The sequence below is a fragment of the Gordonibacter sp. An230 genome (assembly GCF_002159915.1).
GTDB lineage: Bacteria > Actinomycetota > Coriobacteriia > Coriobacteriales > Eggerthellaceae > Rubneribacter.
This window is the reverse complement of the sequence record NZ_NFJP01000009.1, coordinates 77,187-91,618: the sequence shown is the minus strand read 5'-3', so window position 1 is coordinate 91,618 and position 14,432 is coordinate 77,187. Positions and strand designations below refer to the sequence as shown.

The 14,432-nt window shown below is 63.8% G+C and carries 10 protein-coding genes; all 10 read right to left on the bottom strand.

The window, feature by feature from the left end:
• Nucleotides 1-495 precede the first annotated feature (495 nt).
• The 10 genes from B5F40_RS06460 to clpB all read right to left on the bottom strand — a co-directional run bounded on the left by B5F40_RS06460 (nt 496) and on the right by clpB (nt 14,229).
• Entirely contained in the window at nt 496-771 is a 276-nt protein-coding gene (locus B5F40_RS06460) for a response regulator transcription factor (RefSeq protein ID WP_239442933.1), read from the bottom strand.
• A complete protein-coding gene (locus B5F40_RS16630) occupies nt 704-2,065 on the bottom strand; it encodes a LuxR family transcriptional regulator (protein WP_239442932.1) in 1,362 nt (453 codons plus the stop codon). Before B5F40_RS16630 ends, B5F40_RS06460 begins: the two co-directional genes overlap by 68 nt.
• 120 nt (nt 2,066-2,185) lie before the next feature.
• Complete coding sequence (locus B5F40_RS06455) at nt 2,186-3,304, bottom strand: 4Fe-4S binding protein (protein ID WP_087193534.1); 1,119 nt, start codon at nt 3,302-3,304, stop codon at nt 2,186-2,188.
• Nucleotides 3,301-4,062 carry a 4Fe-4S dicluster domain-containing protein gene (locus B5F40_RS06450; RefSeq protein ID WP_087193533.1) on the bottom strand — a complete coding sequence of 254 codons (762 nt, stop codon included), beginning with the start codon at nt 4,060-4,062 and terminating at the stop codon, nt 3,301-3,303. The genes B5F40_RS06455 and B5F40_RS06450 overlap by 4 nt, the downstream gene beginning before the upstream one ends.
• 3 nt (nt 4,063-4,065) lie before the next feature.
• On the bottom strand, nt 4,066-4,974 hold the full coding sequence (locus B5F40_RS06445) for a TorD/DmsD family molecular chaperone (RefSeq protein ID WP_239442931.1): 909 nt from the start codon (nt 4,972-4,974) through the stop codon (nt 4,066-4,068).
• 130 nt (nt 4,975-5,104) lie between these two features.
• Nucleotides 5,105-5,923 carry a DmsC/YnfH family molybdoenzyme membrane anchor subunit gene (locus B5F40_RS06440; protein ID WP_087193532.1) on the bottom strand — a complete coding sequence of 273 codons (819 nt, stop codon included), beginning with the start codon at nt 5,921-5,923 and terminating at the stop codon, nt 5,105-5,107.
• A 92-nt stretch (nt 5,924-6,015) separates the two neighbouring features.
• The gene (locus B5F40_RS06435) at nt 6,016-6,603 is read right to left on the bottom strand and encodes a 4Fe-4S dicluster domain-containing protein (RefSeq protein WP_087193531.1); all 588 of its coding nucleotides are present in this window, start codon (nt 6,601-6,603) and stop codon (nt 6,016-6,018) included.
• On the bottom strand, nt 6,604-9,429 hold the full coding sequence (locus B5F40_RS06430; RefSeq protein WP_087193530.1) for a molybdopterin-containing oxidoreductase family protein: 2,826 nt from the start codon (nt 9,427-9,429) through the stop codon (nt 6,604-6,606). It abuts the gene before it with no gap.
• Nucleotides 9,430-9,491: 62 nt separating this feature from the next.
• Complete coding sequence (locus B5F40_RS06425; protein WP_087193529.1) at nt 9,492-10,217, bottom strand: hypothetical protein; 726 nt, start codon at nt 10,215-10,217, stop codon at nt 9,492-9,494.
• A 1,288-nt stretch (nt 10,218-11,505) separates the two neighbouring features.
• Nucleotides 11,506-14,229, bottom strand: a complete 2,724-nt coding sequence (gene clpB / locus B5F40_RS06420) for an ATP-dependent chaperone ClpB (protein ID WP_087193528.1) — start codon at nt 14,227-14,229, stop codon at nt 11,506-11,508.
• Between the last annotated feature and the right edge of the window lie 203 nt (nt 14,230-14,432).

Here is a 14,432-nt window from a genome sequence, read left to right as displayed (position 1 = left end):
GCAATCTCGCCCCTACACGCTCCGCACGTTCCGCATCTGCGAGCGCCGCCCGCACGTTCCGAACCGCGCGAACGACCGACGAGCCCGCCCATCCCAAGCCGTCCACACGACCCGAACCGCCCGCGCGTCCCCTCGCACTCGCAGAGGCGTTTTCAGAATGCAAAGCGGTTGCATGGCGAAAACCAGAAGACGCGGCAGAGCAAAGGCTTGCGGATGCGGTTTCGTGGCGGGAAGTGACGGAAAACTGCTTTCACGTCCGCACGTTTTCAGCCGATTGACCACATGCCGATGCACCGACCAGGACAAACGTCAAAGGAGCTTCGTCGTCATGACCCCATCGACCCTACCGAAAGGCGGTTTTCCGTCATTTCCCGCCACGAACGATGCCCCTTGCGTCCTCAACGCCTACAAACCGCCGCCCGCAGCCCACCGCTCGCACATCCCGAGCCGCCCGCAAGCTGCTGCCCGCAAGCCGCCGCACGCCGCCCGAGCGCGTCATTTCCGCACGGCCTCGTCCACCAGGTCGATAAGCTCCTGCCGAGAGTGCACGCCCAGCTTCACGTACACGTTGTGAGTGTGCGTGCGCGCGGTGTTCCACGACACCTGCAGCTTCTCGGCGATATAGTCGCTGCCCCGGCCCATGGCCAGATAGCGGAACACCTCGGCTTCGCGCGCCGACAACCCGTGCCCTGCGGCGATGCCCTCAAGCGCTCGCGAGAACTTGCCGCGCCCGCCTTCCCGCTGCGTGCGCTCGCGCAGATCCACATCCATCAGGCTCTCGAACGACAGCTCGTTCTCGCCGATGGGAGAAAACATCCGCTCGAAGTCGCGCTCGGAGAACAGCACGAACGACAGCACCAACACCACACCAGCGCATATCATGTAAAACGCGAACTCTGAGCTGCCCCCCCCCCGAGATGGAGGGCAGAGCGTACACGCCGAACGACCACCCGATCGCACTGCCCAGCATGAACGCGCCGCGCCCAATGCCGAACACGATGATCGGCGAGATGCGCTTCTGGAACACCACGAACGCGAGCAGACACCACATGACGAACTCGAACACGCTCGACGCGCAGTAGATCAGCAAACTCCATTCGTTGCTCTGCGCGCCGAACACCGGCACGCACGCGATGGTCACCACCATGCAGATGGCGATGAGCGAGTACAGTTTCCCGAAGTTCATATGGCTCGCGTCCACGCGCACGGCCACCACCACGAACACCGCCGCCATGAGCACGCGCAGCAGCATGAGGATGTTGTTGCCTTCAAGCGTCACGGCAAGCGCATGCGCGTCCACCACCACGCCACGCATCATGGAGGCCACCGCAGGCAGCAAAAACGACAACGCCACAAGCCGCCAGAACGCTCCCGGAAGCGCCCGCTTGCTCTCGCCGAACGTGAGGTGGAGCACCCCCGCCTCGCTCGAGGAAGGAGGCGTCGGCAGCACCGTCAACAAGGCCGCCGCCACCGGCAGCAGCGTGAACGAAAGGATGCCCACGACCGAAGGTCCTCCCGGCGCCAGCGCCCACGGCGGCGATCCTATGACGGCGAAGTAGATGAACGCCACCACGATCTGCGACGTGGCCGCGTACAGCAGCACGCGCCGCGGAGGCAGCGATCCGTACATAACGCCGCACTTCAGCCCCACAACACCCGTGCCAATGCCGCTCAAAGCCGCTCCGAGCCAGAACAGCGGACGCATCTCGGCGAATTGCCCGAGATAATACGGCCCCACCGCCACCACGAACACGCATCCGACAGCCGCGCACGCACCGGCCCCGACCACCACGCCACGCCGTTCAAGAAGCTGCGCGAACCGTCTCACCGCAAACGGAACCACCAAGCACACGATGCCGAAAGCAGCCGTGGACACCATGTAGAGCTGCGAGAGGTTCTCGCCGTTCGTCTCAACATCCGAAAGCCATAACGTGCCGCTGTACGCAAGACACGCCCACGCCAGCCACACACCGTATCCCAAATACGGCAGAGAGGGCCACAATGAAACCAGTTCGCGCACGACGCCTGGTCGCGCCTCGCCCCTCTTGCCTTTCACCTCCGGCATAACCTCCCCCTTTGAACCCTCATCGACGCAGAACGGAGACGGGATCCGTTCCTGTAGCGCCATCGTCCCCTCAGCATCATATGATCGGTTTTCCGGTCACCATTCTAAACCGACGCGTCGTCACTTATCAATCGCTCCCGAACGCGACTCGTCGCCCGTCTCTGCGCATTCGGAGCATCCGGAGCGAACGCCGCCCGTGCTGCGCCCATTATGCGCCTCGTCCCTGCGCTCCCCGGCTCTCCCAAACGACTCCCCACTCGCACCGGACGCCAGCGAACCGCCCGTTTCGGCACGGCGCGCAGCGCGAAACGGCAACGTGATGGCGCGCGTTGGGCAGGCATCGGCGCAGCTGCGGCACTTCACGCACTCCGTCATAGGACGATTCCCCAGATCGGCGTACGGGTCGATAAGCTCGGGGCACGCTTGGGCGCACGCCTTGCATCCGACGCCCTCGGCATCGCGCAGACATGCCTTGGAATCGACCGTGGGACGAAACCGCCGATTGAACGTGGACACGAGCGACAGCAGCGCTCCCAACGGGCATATCCTGCCGCACCACTTCCGCAGCACCGCCACTTCAAGCACGATGATGGCCGGAAACGCCAGAAGCCCCCAGGTGGGCTCGTTGAACTGCACGAACCGCCAAAGCAGGATGAATGCGGCGAACGTCAGCCCCACGGGGCACACGAGGCAGAACACCGGAAAACCGAAGACAGCTGTCGATAGCAAGGCCCCGCCGAGCACCGCATGGCGCGAATCGACGGCAACTTTGGGACGGGCCGGCTTCTCGCCGCGCCGCCAGCGCCCAAGCGCCGCGTCCGCCGCAACGTTGCGCTCGACAGCCTCCTCGCGCGCACGCCTCTTCGTTTTGAACAGGCTCTGCACATGGGGAATCGGACACACCCACGAGCAGAACGCCTTGCCCGCGATCACCACGATCAGCACGATTGCCGCGAGCGCGATAAGAGCGCGCGGAACGAACGCCCATGCTCCGAACAAGGATTCGAGCGCGCCGAGAGGGCACACCGCCGCGATGGCGTCCCATCCCATGGACGAAAGCGTTCCCGTGCCCGTGGGCAGCGCGAGGCCAACCGCCACCACCGCGAACACGGCAGCAGCCACAAGCCCCCGCACCGTGGCGCTTCGGAACCGCCTTCCCTGGTGCGGCGAACACGCCCTGTCCCTTTCGTTCCCTTCGAACGGCGCGCCGCCCGCCTTTTGGTCATTGGCATCGCTCATGACGATTCGCCTCCCTGCGCCTCGACGTTGATACCGCGCCGACCGGAGCCGGTGTAGCTCGCATACGAGCTGGACGGGCACGACCATTCGCACGCGCCGCACCCGTTGCAACGCTCTTCGTCGACCATCAAGCGCCCGTCCTCCCCCAACGACAGCGCACCGAACGCGCATGCTTCCACGCACTGCTTCGAGCAGCGGCCCGATCCCGAACGGTACAGCAGGCACTCGGAAACGTCCACGCGCGCCACGCCGATCTTGTCGCCGCCGGGCAGACAGTCGAACCCGAAAACGAGCGCGCCCGTGGGACAGGCCCGAACGCACAGCGGGTCGGATCGCGCCGCCTCGCCGCCTTCTTCGGTGACGAGCGCTCCGTCGGGCAAGCAGAAGTCGCAGAAGCCTTTGCGGAAGTTCATCTTCGGCGTCCGCGCGTTCACGATGCCGTCCTCAAGGTGCGCCACATCGATCGCGCCGTGCGGACATGCGCTGCGGCATCGGTCGCATTTGATGCACGCGCCCCACAAACGCCCTTCGTCCTGACCACCCGGAGGGCGCAAGAGCCGCCGCTCTCCCGCAAACGCCACGCCCGCGCCTCCCAACGCCAGCATGGCGGCGACGGCCACGCCGCCCGTCACCGCCTCGCGCCGCGAGATGCGTGCGAACACGCCCGAAGCCCGTTTCCCGACAACGCGCTCGTCGCCGTCGCGAGCGGAGGGATCGGCGGCATCGAAGCTCCGCCCGACAATGCGAAAGCCGCCCATGGCCTACCCCCTCGCCTCGTCGAGCAGATCGGCCACGGTTTCCCGATCAAGCTCGAAAAAGCCCTCGGTCACCTTGAGAACGCCGCGGTAAAAGCGCGTGCTCAGCAAACGGTTCGCCAACGAGGCGAAGTCGTTGAACCACGAAGCCATGTGCCGCTCCAAGAACTCGCGCGACGCTTCGAGGTTGTGGGCGGCGGCGCGCGCATCCCCCTGCTCGAGGGCGCGGACGGCCCGGCGGCTGAGGATGGCCATGAACTGGCACATGAACGACAGATGGTCATCGGGCCAATCGAGCCCCGCACGGCGCCTCACCGCCTCGTGCTTGAACGCGGCGAACACCTCCTGGTAACCCTCTTGGTACATAAGCCCCTTGTCGCTGGTGAACACCGATTTGTACGGCACCGCTGTCTTGCCCTCGTACGTCGACGTGCCAGCGAACGCCCCGGTGAAGTCCACGGCAAGCTCTTGGCGCGTGCCGCTGTTGCGGCGGCGCAGATAACGCGCCATATCATTGAGGCCTTCGGCGAACGCATCGTTGACGTCAGCGTAAGCCGAGAAGTCTGCGACGGCCATGGCGTCAATCTGCTCCTGCGTGAGCGGCTTGAAATACAAGCTCGCCAACGTCTCGTAAAACGACGCGCGCGCCTCCAGCACGGCGCACAGATCCGCGACCTCCGCCGTGATCGGCGCTTCTGCCGCGCCCTCCGCACTCGCTTGGGCATCCGTCGACCCCGTCCCCCGCCGAATCCGTCGGGAATCCGCCGTACGCCCGCCCGCCAAATCCTCCCATGCGCATGGCTTCGCGGAAGCCGTCGGATCCTCCCGCACGCTCACCGTCGCGGAAACCGCCGCCGCCATCTCACCCGCCTCGCCGCACGTCGTCAGACGCGCTCTCGCGCTTGCCTTATCCATATCCGGCCCCTCTCTCTTCTTCTGCCGAGCCTTCGCACCGCGCGCCTCGCCGGGGAGGGAGGGGGAATGGAGGCGCGCAGTGCGAAGGCGTCGGCGGGCGCTTGCAGCCGCGCCCGCCGACGAGCAAACGTCAGACTCCCCACACGCCGCGCACTGCGGCGGTGCCGAAGGCATCGAGGAAACCCGTGCCCACAAGCCACATGAGCGCACGCAGGCAGATGCCGCCCACCACGGCGCACACGAGCGTCGCGTAGGCCATCGTGGACGCTTTCGCCATGAACGCCGCGCACGCGATGGCGCCTACGGAACCCACGACCACCGCGCCGCCCCAGTACAGCAGCACGTCAGCGGCGAACCCGATCATGAATCCGTACGCCAAGAACGCGACCAGCTGAACGACGGCTGCGCCCAGCACCCATGGCATGATGCCCTTGAGGTCGGCTTCGCCCACCTTGAGCGCGGCCATGAGCGTGGCGAACAGCGCGCCGCCCGTGGCCAGCCCGCTGCCCATATAGGCGAACGGCAGCGCAAGCGTGTTCCAGTTCGGCTGCGCCTCCATGACGTAGCCGTTGCCCACGACGAAGGTCATGACCACCCCCACCGCGATACCCACGATGCCCACGATCTTCGTCGCATTCGCGCTTTCGCCGCGCGCGGCCAGCACGTACGCCACGGCCACGATGGCGTTGACGCCCAGCATGATAAGCTCGACCGAGATGCCGCTGAACGAGAACACGTTCGCGGCGGCGGCCATGATGTTGGCAGGCTGCGCCAAGTGCGCCACCGACGCGCACCCTCCCACCACCAGCAGTACGAGCGCTCCGACCGCCGCAGGAACGCGAGCCTTCTTCGCCAAGCCCAGCACCTCGGACAGGCCGACGAACGCAAGCAGCGCCCCGCCTGTTCCCGCGAGCAGGCTGAAAATGACCAAAGGCCATTGGATCGCCATGGATCTCAACCCCTTTCACCAAAAGAGATGCTGCATGAAGCAGCCCGACACGCACGAGAGGAACGCCCCGTCGGCGCCACCGCCGCAGACATTCACACCAGCTCCTTCCATGCCGCCGTCTTCGGCGACAGCAGATACACCGTCGCGGGCTTCGCGCTGCCCGGATCGGGCAGATGGTGCACCGCATCAGGAGAGGCGGCGGCCACGGCCTTCGCCGCGTCGCTTTCCGGATCGTCCAAATCTCCGTAGAGGCGCGCGCCGCAGCAGCAATTGTGAACGCAGGCGGGAACGCTCTCGCCATCTGCCGTGCGATGGCTGCACAGCGTGCACTTCTCCACCACCTTCTCCTTCTGGTTGAAGGTGCGCACGCCGTAGGGACACGCCATCATGCAGTACTGGCATCCGATGCATTTGGCCTTGTCGATAAGCACCACGCCCGTCTTCTCGTCGCGGTAGCTGGCGCCGGTGGGGCATACGTGAACGCAGGCGGGGTTCTCGCATTGCTGGCACTGAACGGGCAGCCAGTACTGCTCGATGTCGGGATGGGTGCCCGTGGGGCCCACGGCTATCACCTGGTTCCAGTAGTTGCCCAGATCAATGTTGTTCTCGAGCTTGCACGCGACGACGCACGAGTCGCAGCCGCTGCAACGGTCGAGGTCGATGACAAGACAGTTCCTCATCTAGAACACATCCTTCGTAATCGGCTCGCCATGGAGCGTCGGCAGGAAAGGCGCGAACTGTTCGGGTTCCACCCAGATGTTGTCGGGCTTCTCCGATTTCTCCACCTTCACCGTGAAGCCGCGGTTCGTATAGGAGCCGTACACCTCGTTGAACGGGGCGTCGTTCTTCGTGAGCACGTTGACGTTGCACTCGCGCCACCCTGCCGTCTGCTTCTCCTCCGGAACGGATGCGTCGTAGCACTCGGGATTCCAGAAGCGCTCCATCCACACGACTCCGGGATGCACGCACTCTGTGAGATAGGCGCGACCGTGAATCTCGCCGCGCCGGCTGCTCACCTTCACCCAATCCATGTGCTCGATGCCCAACTCGGCTGCGCTGCGCGGATTGATGCGCACGTCAGGCGCCGGATACAGCTCGCGCGCGAAAGCCGCATGGCGCATGGTGCCGTGGTGGAAGTACGGCACGCGGCCAGACGTGAGGATGAACGGGTACTCGTCGGTGTCGTCGTTGACGGGGCTTTCTGCCGGCTCGATGAACTCGCAGATGGGACTGTAGTCCTCGCACGCCTCTTGCGGCTCGGGATAGCAGAACGGGTATCCCGTGCGCGCCAGCTTGATCAGTATCTGGCAGTACGTTTCGACTTTGCGGCTCTCGGTGCCGAAGCCCGCCGGCAACCCGTCGTCCACGATCGTCTCATGCTGGTTGTAATGCCAATACTCCTCGGGCGGCGTGACGTAGGGCACGTACGTATCAGTGTTGCTCACCAGCTCATCCCAGCTGGGCGCGTGCAGCGTCTCCGCGACGCTCGCTTTGACCTCCTCCTCGGTTGCGCTGCCGATGTAGCCGGGAACAAGGCCGGGCAGCGAGCCGCCCCATTTCTCCTTGCATCGCGCTATGACCTGCGCCGCCGGAATGGAGTGCGACACCGTCTCGCCGATGTGGACCACTTCGTTCTGCAGCCACTGGGTGTTCAGCTGCGTCATGTTCACCATGGGCTCCTCGAGCCATTCGCGCACGGGGAACACCAGGTCGGCAGCCTCGATGTGGAACGACGTGAGCATGGGGTACTGGCCGATGATGTAGTCGATCTCCGGGAACACCTCGTACCACGACTTCGCGTTGCCGAGCATCGCCAGCTTGTTGCCCGACATGTCGAACCACACGCGCGGCTTGAACGGCTCGCCGGTGGCGATGGCCTCGCGCACGGTGGGGATATGGGAGTGGCACCATGCGTACAGCCCCTTGTGGTCCTTCATGCCCAATCGGTCGATGAGCAGCTGGTTCGCCAGCTTTTGCTGCGGGTTCGCCTCGCCGAGGGCCTTGGCGCGCGCCTCGTTCTCGGCGGGGCTCATGCCCACGACAGCGCCGATTCCGTACATGTCCGAGAACATGCCGTCGAAACCGTTGTTGTACGTGACCGGGCGCTTCGTGGGAGGAGCGCCCGCCGCGCCGTACTGCGTCATGGTGCATCCGGGCTTGTTGATGTAGCCCATGATGGAGTCGAGTCCCATGCAGCCGAGCGGCACCTGGCTCGCGCTCTCGGTCATGTCGGACGCCACGCCGTTGGCGATGCCGGCCACGCTCGCGCCGGTGTAGAGCTTGATGGCCTCCTCGATGCGCTCCGCCGGCACCCAGCACACCTCCTCGGCATGCTCGAGCGTCCACGGGTCGGCCTGCTCTTTGTAGATCTGCCCCGCCGTCTTGTAGGTCTTGCCGTTGAACTCGCCCGTCCAGAACACCTCGGGATCCACCGGCGAATCTGCAGGGGCGCTGTAAGGGAAGGGGGCGACCGCGTTCGTCCTCGCATCGAAGCATGCATAGGCGGGAGTGTTCTCCGGCGTGGGGGATGCGTAGTCGGGGAACAACTCTTTGGCCTCCACGGGCAGCTTCGTGTCCGGATCAATGAGGAAGGGAAGGTTCGTCCAGTACTTCGTGAACTCCTCGTTGTACAGCTTGTTCTCGAAGATGTAGCGGAACCATGCCAGCAGAAGCCCGGTGTCGGTGGCGGGACGGACGGGCAGCCACACGTCGGCCTTCACCGCATCGGGCGAGAAGTTGGGATCGACGACGATGGTCTTCACGCCTTTGGCGCGCAACTCGGCCATACCGCGACCCGATTCGGCTGTTTGGCTCACCGACGGCTGAGCGCCCCACAGCACCACAACCTCGGCCTTGTTGTCGTCGCCCGTACGGAATATCTCCTGCACGGCGTTGTCGGCGATGGATTGGTCGTTGCCGCCGTAGAACAGCTTCGACAGGCTCCAGCGCGGAAGGTAGCACTGAGCGCAGCCCGGTTCGAACACCGTGGGAGAGCCGAACGCCATCGGCAGCGTCATCGCTTCCATGAAGGAGTACGACCCGCCGCCTCCCACGCTTGCGAAGAACGCATACGGGCCGTACTTGTCGATGGCGTCGCAGATATGCGTGGCGGCTTCCTCGATGGCCTCGTCCCAGCTGATGACCTCCCATTTGTTCTCGCCGCGCTCACCGGCGCGCTTGAGCGGATGCAGCACGCGCCGGGGGCTGTACATGGTGTGCAGCTGGTTCAAACCCTTCATGCACATGCTGCCGCGGCTCACCGGAGCGTCGGGATCGCCCTCGAGCTTCGTCACCACGCCGTTCTCCACGGTCGCCCGCGCCGGACACATCTGGATGCAGCCGTGGCAGGAGGTCTTCACGACCTTCGTCTCAACAGGCTCGTCCGCATATGCCGGATCGACCTCCACAAGGGAATCCGACAGCGACACGCCGATCGCGACCGCCGCGCCCGCAAGCGCCGTCGTCTTGACGAAGCTGCGACGCGTCATGCTCGCTTTCATTGCCATAGTTCCTTCCTTTCCTCCTCATGTCACGCCTTCGGGCATTCCGGGTCGCTCGAGCCCCCTCGCTACCTTTGATCGCTCGGGCTTTTCGAACCATCCGTCGCGCCCCTCTCGTCGTTGCGTTCGAGAAACTCCTTTCCCTCCGGTGTCGTCTTCCATGCGTTTTGCCACACCAATCCCGCGGCGCGCTGCAGCCTGTCCACCAGCACGCTGGGCTGCATGACCACCCGTCGGCCATCCTCCTCGCGCACAAGCGCTTCGCTTCCGCGAAGCACCTGATCGATCTCGCCGTACGTACGCGGTCTTTCGGCGCACATCGCCAACAGGTCGCGATAAACGGCGGCTCGATGCGGCTCGCGCTCCATCAGCTCGGCGAGGCGCGCGCGAGGGTCGTGCCGCCGAACGAGCGCGCAGCCCACTTCCGTGGTCTCGTACGCCTCGCCGAAGACGAGGTCGTCGGCTTCGTCTTCGGACAACCCCTCGAAGACAGTCGGATCAAGAGGGTCGCCAGCCTCGTCAAGAAGGAAACGCGCAAGCCCGCCGGCATCCACCAGCACGGAGATCAGGTGATATTGGCTTTGGGTGGCCTCGGCGAACTCGGGGAACGCCGCCATAGCCGCCTCGACCGCAGAAAGCTCGCGGCGCTCCTGGCACAACGCGAGCGTCTTGTAGAGCACCTCCCTGTGAAGCGATTGGCGCGTGAGCGCGTCCTCGAGAAGCTTGCACCGCTCGTCGAACGCCATCGTCACGCCATCCTGAGCCAGCATTTCGCCGTTTCCCACACAGGCCATAGAACGCTCCTTTTTTGCTTTTCTTCGACCGCGACTGAGGTGTGCGCCTCGTCTGCACCGCGGACAGGCAACGCCTCGGGCACGGTGCGCCGCAGCCTCCCTCTCTGCGACTGGGCCTGCGCGCGCAGCCGTCCTCGTCGCACGCGATCACACGAAACCTCGCATGCCACCTCGTTCGCACTGCGCGACAGCCCTTGGCAGGCAAACAGAACGACCTTCTCATCTTGCACGCGCATACGGTCGAGCCGTCACGCTCGGGAAGTGCGTCGGGGTTTGTCGGCCCTCATCCTTGTACGCGCGCAGTCGAGCCGTGCGGCCCCTCCAAGCGCGAGTGATCCGCTCCAGGCTTCTCATCTTGCGCACATGCGGTCGAGCCTCGCACCCAAAATGTTTCACGTGAAACATTCCTCTCGTCCTTGCACATATCTCCTCCTTGCACGCACATGCGATCGAGCGGCCCGTCGGGCGAACCGACGAGCAGGCCAGTCCTCGCATCTCCGCGCATATGCGCTGCGCCACCCACGAGAGAAATTGCTCATCGCGCGCTAAACCAACCGGCGGCGACCGCTGCAGGCAGTCCTCGCCAGCATCCCGTCGCAAGCCGTTGTCAACAGCACCCTGTCGTGGGATCGCTGTCGCCAGCATTCCGTCTCGGGTTGCCGCCGCCGATGTCGGCCCTATCGCGAGCCGCTGTCGCCAGCACCCTGTCGCGAGCCGCCAATGCCAGAACCCTGTCGCACGTTGCTGCCGCCGACCATCCGCACCGTACGGCATTTGCCCTCCAACCTGCCGGACGCGCTCTCTTTTGCTGCATCGCACCCTCTCGTCGGGCTCGACACGATCATCGGCCCTGATCGCACCACACGCCAGCGTCGTGCTGCGTGATTCATGCGAAATTACGCGCTCATCAGTCGTAGTTTCTGAGCTAATACACGATGGATGACATGATCGAACTGGGATAACGATCTTCTCTGGAATTTCTGTTCCAGCCTGTTCGCCCGGTGCGCACTCCCATGTTCGTATCTGATCGAGCTCAACAGAGGGATGCTTCACATGAAACGCTCAGACGGCCAAACGCGACTGCGGCTTTTCGGGCAACGAAGCAAGTGGACGCTTGACCGAAGCTTGACCGAAGCCAGTGGATCAATCTCCCTTATGGCCGAAACGCCCCCTCGCAAAAATGCGACGCCCCCTGCCCGCAAGCGCGCGGAACAGGGGGCGTGCGTCGAGAATGAGGATCATGCGGCCTTCTCGGGCGCTTGTGCGAGAGGAGGCGCAAGGTTCGCGACTACTGCAATGGCTCGGCGTCGAGAGTGATCGTGTCGAAGTCGAGCGGTTCCTCCACCGTGCAGTCGTAATTTCCCTCGGAGTTGATGCCGATCAAAACGTGGCTGCGATCATGCAACGTGCCCTGCACCACCTTTTCGGCGATGCGATCCACGATTTCGCGTTGAATGAGACGCTTGAGCGGGCGAGCCCCGAAGATGGGGTCGTACCCATCGATGGACAGATGCTCCATGGCAGCGGGCGTCACGTCGAGCGTGATACGACGGTCCGCCAAACGGTCGCGGACGTTGTTGAGCTGCAGCTCCACGATCGGCTCCATCGCCGATATGGAAAGCGCGTTGAACGTGATGATGTCGTCGATGCGGTTCAGGAACTCAGGTCGGAACGTCGCACGAAGCGCATCGTTCACTTGCCGCTGCAATTCCGCCAGACGTTTTGCCGTGCTTGCGATATCCCCCTTCATCATATCCTCGACCATCTGGCCCATGGTCTCGCCGCCCGTTTCCTGGCTGGCGAACTCACGTATGGACTGGCTGCCCACGTTCGAGGTCATGATGATGATGGCGTTCTTGAACGACACCACGCGCCCATGCCCATCGGTCAGGCGACCGTCATCAAGCACCTGAAGAAGAACGTTGAACACGTCCGGATGCGCCTTCTCGATCTCGTCGAGCAACACCACGGAGTACGGCTTGCGGCGCACGGCTTCGGTAAGCTGTCCGCCCTCGTCATAGCCAACATACCCCGGAGGCGCTCCGATGAGGCGCTGCACGGAGAACTTCTCCATGTACTCGGACATGTCGATGCGAACCATGGCTTTCTCGCTGTCGAACAGGTACTCCGCAAGCGCTTTCGCCAACTCCGTCTTGCCCACGCCCGTGGGGCCCAGGAACAAGAACGAGCCGATGGGCCGATCAGGATCCGACAAGCCCGCGCGGTTGCGACGGATGGCGCCCGCCACCGACGACACGGCTTCATCTTGACCCACCACACGCTCGTGCAGCTTGTCCTCGAGATCGACGAGCTTCGCCATCTCGCCCTGCATCATCTTCTGCACGGGGATGCCTGTCCACGTGGACACGACTTCGGCGATCTCATCTTCCGACACCTCTTCTTTAAGGATGGCTCCATCATGCTGCTTGCGCGTAAGCGCCTCTTCGGCAGCATGCAGCTGCTGTTGCAGCGAGGGAATGAGGGCGTAGCGAAGTTCGGAAGCTTTCACGAGATCGCCCTCGCGGGTTGCACGTTCCTCTTCAAGCTGCGCTGTTTCAAGTTCTCCCTTGAGGCTCTGCACGCTCTCGATGGCGTCCTTCTCGTTCTGCCATTCTGCCTTCTGCTTGTCGAGGGTTTCCCGGGCGGAGGCGATTTCTCGACGCAGCGTCTCAAGACGCTCCTTGGAGGCCTCGTCGTTCTCCTTCATGAGCGCCTGCTCTTCGATCTGCATCTGAGTGAGTTTGCGTTCGGCGGCATCCACCTCCTCGGGCATCGAGTCGATCTCGATGCGCAGGCGGCTGGCAGCCTCGTCCATGAGGTCGATGGCCTTGTCGGGCAGGAAGCGGTCAGAGATGTAGCGGTTCGAGAGCTCGGCCGCGGCCACGATGGCAGCGTCGGTGATGCGCACGCCGTGGTGGATCTCGTACTTCTCCTTCAAGCCGCGCAGGATGGCGATAGTATCCTCAACCGTAGGTTCCGCGACCAGCACCGGCTGGAAGCGACGCTCGAGGGCTGCGTCCTTCTCGATGTACTTGCGGTACTCGTCGAGCGTCGTGGCGCCGATGGCATGCAGCTCGCCGCGAGCAAGCGCGGGCTTGAGCATGTTGCCGGCATCCATGGAGCTGTCGCCGGTGGAACCGGCGCCCACGATGGTGTGCAGCTCGTCGATGAACAGGATGATCTGTCCATCGCTTTGCTTCACCTCGCGCAGCACGGCCTTCAAACGATCCTCGAACTCGCCGCGGTACTTCGCGCCGGCCACCATCGCGCCCAGATCGAGCGCCACCAGCTCGCGATCCCTCAAAGACGAGGGCACATCGCCTGCCACGATGCGCTGGGCCAGCCCTTCGACGATGGCCGTCTTGCCGGTGCCGGGCTCGCCAATGAGCACAGGGTTGTTCTTCGTGCGGCGCGAGAGCACCTGAATGGTGCGGCGAATCTCCTCAGAGCGGCCGATGACCGGATCGAGCTGACCTTCGCGTGCTTTCTGCGTGAGGTTCTGACCATACTGCTCCAGCGCTTCGAACTGCACTTTGTTCTGCGGATCGGTCACGCGCGTGTCGCCGCGCAGCTCGTCATAGGCCGCTTCGATGGTCTTGCGCGTAATGCCCGCCCCGTTGAGAATCCTGCCTGCGGCACCCTTGTCCTCCGACAGTGCGATGAGCAAATGCTCGCTCGTGGCGTAGCTATCGCCTAGCTTCTCGGCGATCTTCACCGCCCTGTCGATGAGGTTCATGAGTGCAGGGCTCGGAGCGCCCGCCATCATCATGCCGCTGCTTTTGACCTTCGGCATACGCGAGATCTCGGCATTCACATTGGAGAGCAGCTGTAATGGCTCGGCACCGATGCGCTTGATGATGGCCGACAGGTTGTTCTCCTTCGATTCGAGCAGCGCCTTCAGCATATGGATGGGCTCTGCCTGCGACGCCTCGCTCTCCGAAGCGATGACGATGGTCTGCTGCAGCGCCTCCTGCGCGGTCAGGGCCAATTTGTTCAGGTTGCCCATATTCATGGTGTTCCTCCTTTATATGATCTTTCCGATCATTAAATGTTTCATACGAAACATTCCGGGCATTAGGTTGTCAACCGGAGATGCAAACGATGCCTTCAGTCGAGCGGTTCTGTAAGCGGCGAAGCTTCGCACAAGGACGGACGAAAGTCGAGCAGGGCCCTTAAATCCGATCGAGACCGCCGCGGCCCCCTCATCGCCAAACC